Origin of the sequence: Arthrobacter sp. SIMBA_036 (genome assembly GCF_046535135.1) — a bacterium.
Lineage (GTDB): Bacteria > Actinomycetota > Actinomycetes > Actinomycetales > Micrococcaceae > Arthrobacter.
Genome location: NZ_JAWRXG010000013.1, coordinates 94,116 through 100,247 on the forward strand (window position 1 = coordinate 94,116; position 6,132 = coordinate 100,247).

General features: G+C 62.5%; 8 protein-coding genes and 2 pseudogenes. 4 read left to right on the forward strand and 6 right to left on the reverse strand.

Features of this window, described 5'->3' with window-relative positions:
* The first annotated feature begins 3 nt into the window (after positions 1-3).
* A complete protein-coding gene (locus tag SB659_RS17120; RefSeq protein WP_410551196.1) occupies positions 4-129 on the forward strand; it encodes a hypothetical protein in 126 nt (41 codons plus the stop codon).
* Between the two features lie 21 nt (positions 130-150).
* Here the strand turns inward: SB659_RS17120 and SB659_RS17125 are convergent, their stop codons facing one another.
* A complete protein-coding gene (locus tag SB659_RS17125) occupies positions 151-411 on the reverse strand; it encodes a response regulator (RefSeq protein WP_350224898.1) in 261 nt (86 codons plus the stop codon).
* 933 nt (positions 412-1,344) lie between these two features.
* Positions 1,345-2,169, reverse strand: coding sequence for an alpha/beta fold hydrolase (locus SB659_RS17130; RefSeq protein WP_410551197.1), 825 nt, complete (start codon positions 2,167-2,169; stop codon positions 1,345-1,347).
* 113 nt (positions 2,170-2,282) lie between these two features.
* Between SB659_RS17130 and SB659_RS17135 the strand changes: the two genes are divergently transcribed.
* On the forward strand, positions 2,283-3,179 hold the full coding sequence (locus SB659_RS17135; RefSeq protein WP_284980425.1) for a LysR family transcriptional regulator: 897 nt from the start codon (positions 2,283-2,285) through the stop codon (positions 3,177-3,179).
* A gap of 16 nt (positions 3,180-3,195) precedes the next feature.
* Positions 3,196-3,624 (forward strand): annotated as a pseudogene (locus SB659_RS17140) (molybdopterin-dependent oxidoreductase); the annotation flags it as partial.
* A 498-nt stretch (positions 3,625-4,122) separates the two neighbouring features.
* Here the strand turns inward: SB659_RS17140 and SB659_RS17145 are convergent.
* From SB659_RS17145 to SB659_RS17155, 3 genes are all read right to left on the reverse strand, one after another.
* The gene (locus SB659_RS17145; RefSeq protein ID WP_284980424.1) at positions 4,123-4,539 is read right to left on the reverse strand and encodes a hypothetical protein; all 417 of its coding nucleotides are present in this window, start codon (positions 4,537-4,539) and stop codon (positions 4,123-4,125) included.
* A 96-nt stretch (positions 4,540-4,635) separates the two neighbouring features.
* Positions 4,636-4,848, reverse strand: a complete 213-nt coding sequence (locus SB659_RS17150; protein WP_410551205.1) for a hypothetical protein — start codon at positions 4,846-4,848, stop codon at positions 4,636-4,638.
* Positions 4,849-4,880: 32 nt separating this feature from the next.
* The gene (locus SB659_RS17155) at positions 4,881-5,048 is read right to left on the reverse strand and encodes a hypothetical protein (RefSeq protein WP_284980423.1); all 168 of its coding nucleotides are present in this window, start codon (positions 5,046-5,048) and stop codon (positions 4,881-4,883) included.
* Positions 5,049-5,621: 573 nt separating this feature from the next.
* Here SB659_RS17155 and SB659_RS17160 point away from each other — a divergent pair.
* Positions 5,622-5,987, forward strand: a complete 366-nt coding sequence (locus tag SB659_RS17160) for a hypothetical protein (RefSeq protein WP_410551198.1) — start codon at positions 5,622-5,624, stop codon at positions 5,985-5,987.
* Here SB659_RS17160 and SB659_RS17165 read toward each other — a convergent pair.
* A pseudogene (locus tag SB659_RS17165) lies at positions 5,917-6,063 on the reverse strand (aldehyde dehydrogenase family protein); the annotation flags it as partial. The gene SB659_RS17160 and the pseudogene SB659_RS17165 sit on opposite strands and share 71 nt — an antisense overlap.
* Positions 6,064-6,132 lie beyond the last annotated feature (69 nt).

A 6,132-nucleotide genomic window follows, 5' to 3' on the forward strand; every position in this document is an offset into this window, starting at 1 on the left:
GAGTTGACCAGTCATCTACTGGTTGCCAACCCCGTCACGGAGCAGATGCTGATGGTGGGCAAGCGCCGTGAAGCTGCTGAAGCCCTGCTCGCCGACCGTTTGCGCGACCGAAGAACAGCCCACCCCTAATCCTGCTTCGGGCGTATCACCTCAGGCAGGGCCCAGGCGAAGGGCTGGTGTTCGGACCAGTGGGCATAGGTCAAGCCCTATGGCTCTGAGTTGGGCCAGCCTGAAGGGTTCGGTTTGGTAGGCGCTGGCGCCGGCGGCAGTGCCCTCCAGTTCGTCGCTTGGTTGAGCGAACGCGGTGATCATCAGTATTGGCGCGTTCGTGAGATCGGGCAGTCTGGGCGCGGTTTCGAGGCCGTTCCTGCCTGGCAGTCCCACGTCGGGAGTGATCAGGGCCAGCTCCAAGCCAGCGGCGGTGAGCAGGCCGTCCGTTCCGGTCTATTCACCATGCCCCCTGGAAGCCCATGCCGGGGAGGATTGCCTCGAGGAGACCACCGATGCCCAGGTCATCCTCGATAACGAGACGAATACGGCGTGAACTCATGGTTTTCCCTGCCACCTTCTGGACAGTCTACGACCAGCCTCCCGGAGTGTGGACGCCGGCCCGGCATCCAGTTCAAGAGATCGCCTGCGCGGCGCAGAGACAGTGTCCCGGTTCCAAGGAAGTGCGACGATCTACCGAAGGGGTACGAATCGCCGGGCGCGCCACCATGCGATCGAGTCCGGGGGCGCTTGCTGCCGGACGCGGGCTAATTCCTCTAGAGGGAGGAAAGGCCCGCAGAACACTACTGAGGTCGCTGCTGCTGCTACTACCTTGGCGTAGTCAGGACACCGATGAATGCGTATGCGAATAGCCCGATTGCAAGCACCCCGAGAATACCTACGATGCGCCTGCCCTTAAACGGTTGACAGGCGGCGTCCAGGTCGTTCGTGTGATCCGCCGTCAGAGGTTCACGCACGGCGGGTGCGGCCAAATCGTCTTATACGGACTCGTACCTTCAGCTGGTGTTCGGCGACTGGTCAGGAAGTTCCGTAATCCCACTGCCTACCTCTCCTTCTCAAACTAGTGTCCCGCCTGGGATTAGGGGAAACCAGGCGGGACATCCGCACGCTACCGACCCATTCTGACAATTCTCAGGGAACCTCGCCTCGGCTTCGCTCCAACCAGTTATCGGGGCTCCTCTCCGCTTCGCTCCGTGGCCGGGCGTTGGGTGTTGCCGACCTGTCGCAGAGCTCCTGCCCGTCATCACCTGTTTGTCTAGACGATGCTCCTATAGACGTCAAATCCTGATTCTGTGGAGTATGGCAGTCCGATTCAGGCCGGTACGCCGGCCCCCTTTAACCGGCCGCATTTGCGGACTGCCTCAACATCGCGTCGATTTCCGTAGCCAGTTCCCTGGCGTGGTCGAGGAAGCCCATGTGGCCGCCCGTTACCGTCCGGCGGCTGACTCCCGCATGGGAAGCTACCCACTCGGCCGCCTCCACGAAGAATGGCGCTGTCTGCTCGGCACTGAGTACGGCCAGCGGCACGCTCATTCCTGCCAATGCCACGAGCTTGGGCCGCCAGGAGGCAAAGGCTCCGAACTCCGCTTCCAGTAGGACCCGGGCGTTTGTCCGGAGTCCGTCGAGAAAGTCCGGCGGCAACAACGCGGCGGCATCTCCTGCCGCGAATTGGACGAAGGCCTCGGCACCGCCTGCAAGTCCGCCGGCCTCCACGCCTGCCGCAATCACCGGCTGCACGGTGGCCATGGCGTCGTCGGGATTGGACAGAACGCCCAGCAGCGCCGGCTCGTGCAGCACGGCTCCGGTAAAACGCTCGGGAGCTTTCAGGACGGCGGCCAGCGCTATCAACGCCCCGGTGCTGTTGCCGAACACGACACATGGCACGGTCCCGAGCTGTTCCAGGAGGGCAACAACGTCGCTGGCATGCTGGTCCACTGACGTTTCCGCCCAGTCCGGTTGCTGCGAACTTCGTCCGTTGTTCCTACGGTCATAGGCGATGACCGTGTGGTTCTGGGTCAACAGCCGGGCCAGATCAACGTATTGCCGGGCGTCGCCTCCGGCGCCGGGGACCAGAAGCACCGGCGTCCCATGACCTGTCACTTCAACGTGAAACGTGGTGCCGTTGGCTGCCACTAGAGCGGCCCCGTCGATTGCGCTCATTGCCTTCACCTTTCCGAATGCGGTTTACCTTCCCCTTCATTGGACGCCCGGGCGGGACCCGCCGTCCAAGACCGGTATGGACTCGGGCGATCACAAATTCTTATAATGAACCAATGGAGATCCGCCAACTCCGGCGATTCCTTGTCCTGGCTGAGGAACTGCACTTTGGCAAAGCCGCCGCCCGGCTGCGCATCGCCCAGCCTGCACTGAGCCAGGAGCTCAAAGCATTGGAAAGAGCCTTGGGCCTGCGCCTCCTGGACCGGACGCACAATCACGTTGCACTTACTGACGCGGGCCGCCGGCTCCGGGAGGAAGCTGTGCACGTCATTCAGGCCCACGACGCCGCAGCGGCAGCCATGGAAGAACTGCGCAGCCCTCCGCGAGGCACACTCAAACTGGGTGTGGCCGTGGGCGTGGCGTACCCGTTGCTGGCGGAGCTGCTCAGCGGGCTGGGCTTAGACGAGGCCGCCCCGGAAGTAGACGTGGAACCTGCCGCCGCGAGGGAGGGGGTTCTGAAGCTTCTTGAGGGCGAGTTTGACGCTGTTTTCATTCATGCCGTGCCCCCACGCGACGAACGGCTCGGTGTGCTGACCCTGGAATCGGAGCCGATGGGCGTTGCTCTTCCATCCAGCAGCCGCCTGGCACAGCTGCCAGCAATCAGCCCCACGGATCTGAATGGGCAGGCGTTGATCTGGTTACAGCGCGACGGCGACCCTGACGTTCGCGAGCGGGTACTGGGTTTGCTGGTGGATGAAGGGATGATTCCGGGCCCGCACCGCTGGTCGCCGAGCATAGCCACCACCATGAGCCTGGTGGCCGCTGGCTTGGGCGTGTCGTTCAAAACGCCGCATCAGGTGGTGCCAGGTGATCCTCCCGGCGTCGTCTGGCGCCCGTTTGTTGGCGTGTCTCTCCTCATGCCGACCGTACTGGTCTGGCTCCGGAACGACGCCTCGCCATTGACGGCCCAGCTGGTCGCTCGCGCCCGGTGGTACCTCGCGAAAAAATCGTAAGGAGCTCAGCCTTGGTCAGCTCAGGGGCCTGGCGCATCATGATCAAACCACCCAGCACTTCTGCATCCAGGGCTGGTCCGGAGGCGCGAAATGGGGCGGTGTGCCCATGCAGACAATCATCGACACTGTCAGGCCGAAACCTGCGGCGAAATGGGTGATCTTTTACTCCTTCGCCTTCGGCCCCGAGGGCGGCGTGTATTGTGAGGCGCAGCCCATCGAGCAAATGAGTTACCGCCTCACGATGCTCGCTTACGACATGAATGATGAACCCTTGTCGTTCGGCCATGGGGCACCCCTGCGTCTGCGGAACGAGACGGAGCTCGGCTTCAAAATGGTGAAATGGATCAAAGGGATCGAGTTCGTCGAAGACTTCTCAGACATCGGTGACGGCCTCGGCGGCTACAACAACGACCACGAATTCTTCGGGTACCGGCAGCCGATCTGAGCAATCTGTGACGGCCGGCTGCCTACAGCCCTGACCCGGAGATCAGTGCCGGCACTGGTGCACCGAGCGCGCAGCGTTTGGGCTGGCTGTTAAGGGTCCTTGGTCCGGGTCTGGTGACAGGTGCGGCCGACGATGATCCGTCCGGCATCGCCTCGTACTCCCGAGCAGGTGCACAGATCGGATTCTCAACCCTATGGACGATGCTCCTAACGTTTCCGCTGCTGCCGGCCGTTCCGGTCCCGGTCCTGGCTGTTGATTGTGTCAACTTGATCGGGTCCCAGTAGGACGGGGTTAGAATTCACCCGGGCTGAGCGGTACCCATAGTGTTCCGTTCAGGCCAGATCGTAGTGGTTTTTTGCCTCGCCGTGACCACGGCGTCGCTCCTCGCGGAGGGACAACCGGGGTCGGTCCGCGCCGCGCTCGGGCTGACGTAGCTCGGTCCCTGGTCACCGACTAGCCCGTTGAGGCGACGGCGAAGAGTCCTGCCACCCCGGTTAGCTACAGGATCAAGACGATGAGTGAGTCCAGGCCCATGCCAAGAATTTTGTTCGAGGGGCGGAAGATCAGGCCCGGCATGTAGATCAGGGTTAGCAGTATCGCGAGGGCGGTGAGGTAAATGTCGGTCGATTGCGCCAGGGGCAGCACGGGTTTGCCGGAGATGAGGACGGCGGCGAGGAAGAGGACAGGGAGGAACGCGTTGCCACCGAAGATGTCGCTGAAGGCCAGCTTGGAATCGCCGTGTTTCACCGAGGTCAGGCCAGTGGAAATTTCCGGTAAAGAGGTCGCCAACGCAAGGAACGTGGCCCCGAAGAGGACACCGGAGAGCCCGATCTGACCGGCGATGGCTTCGCCGCTGCGTTCAAGGACGACCCCTGCGCCCAGGGTAGCGGCCGCAGCGACAAGGAAGATCAGCACGACCTGCCCGTGCCGGTGGCCTTCCTGAGGGCATCTGGCTCCCGGCGATCACTACCCCGAGGACACCTACGGCCATGATGGCTTCGATGACCAAGGTCAGGGACCCGGCCTGGTGCTGAGCGGTTTTTTGCCTTTGGTCCCAAAGATGTCCAGGACGACGAGGACGACCGTTTGGATGGCGATGCCGCCCAGGATGTTCCCGACCGCTACGCCCACGTTCACGTTCCCTGACGCGGCCGCCGCGGTGACGGTGATGGCAATTTCAGGCAGATTCGTGGCGATGGCCAGCAGTATCAGCCCGAGGCGGATCCGAGATGCAGGCGATCATCAAGAACATCGGTTTATTTCGATAGCTGGATCCCGGCGACCCAGACCACCGCCGCGGCCCCGGCGAAGATCACCACCAGCAACACGAGCGGAAAAGACTCCATTCCGTCCTCCGTTTCCAACCGGACTGTTCCCGGTGCAGCTCCACCGGGTAGGGGGCTTACAGCGAACCGTTCACTCACGAAATCATCAGTCTACTGAGTATATTTCGTGGACGCCGTGAAAGGGCCATCCGTTGTCCCGGAAAGACCAGGGTGCCCGTACCCATCAGCAGTGCCCTACCACCAACGACGCTGCCGTTCAGGGACCGCGACAGTGAGGGAGCGGACAAGAGGTGCGTCCGCTGTTCCAGGCATCGTGTTTCGCCGCTTTCCAGGCGCCGAGGTTCGGAGCATGCGAAAACAGCCATGATGAGGATGCTGCGGTCCTGTAGGCGCCCCGGGGAGAACAACTGGGAGAGGGTCTGCTGACAGGAGGTTAATGGACCCTCATGATGGAACCATTGGGTTCCATGCTGCTGGAAGCCGGTGCGCCTTGGTTGGAGGTGGTTGCCCGGGGGTTGGGGCGTGATGGCGGGCAGAAGGGGAGTTGAGTGAAAGGCAAACCGGGTTGGGTTCGGGGGGCCGACGGTGTGGACATCGGCCTTCTGACCTGTGGCGCGGGTCCGCCGTTGCTTCTTGTTCATGGCGGGATGGGAAGCGTTGAGCGGTGGGTGCCTATGTGGGAATCCTTGGCGTCGCGTTGGTGTGACGGCGATGGACCGCCGCGGGCGGGGGACCAGCGAGGACAGCGAACCGTATCTGGGCGCCAAGGAATGCGAGGACATTGCCAACGTGGCCGCTGCCCTGAGCCAGGAGCACGGTGTCGTCATCGATGTCTTTGCGCATAGTATCGGCGCAACCTTCACCTTGGGCGCTGCCCACTCGGCTGCTTTCGGCCGTCTTGCCCTGTACGAGCCTCCGGGCCCGTTGACGGTCGCCGGCGGGTGGTTGGACCGCGTCTCGACATTGATCGCTGAGGGCCGGACTGGTAGGGGTGCCTTCAGTTTCCTCACCGACATCGTGCTGGTGTTTCGGCGATTCCTTCAGTGCCGCCTTCGCGGCCGAGGCCGGATTGCTTGACGCCGCCGAAAGGTGCCACTGCATTGGAGATAACGCCGATGTTGTAGCCGACCATGCCACATTCGATCGGGACTGCTGAAGGTTTAGTTGACAGCTGGGGTTGATATTTTCTTACGTGGCTGAGGCCGCGTTTTTTATTGTCTCA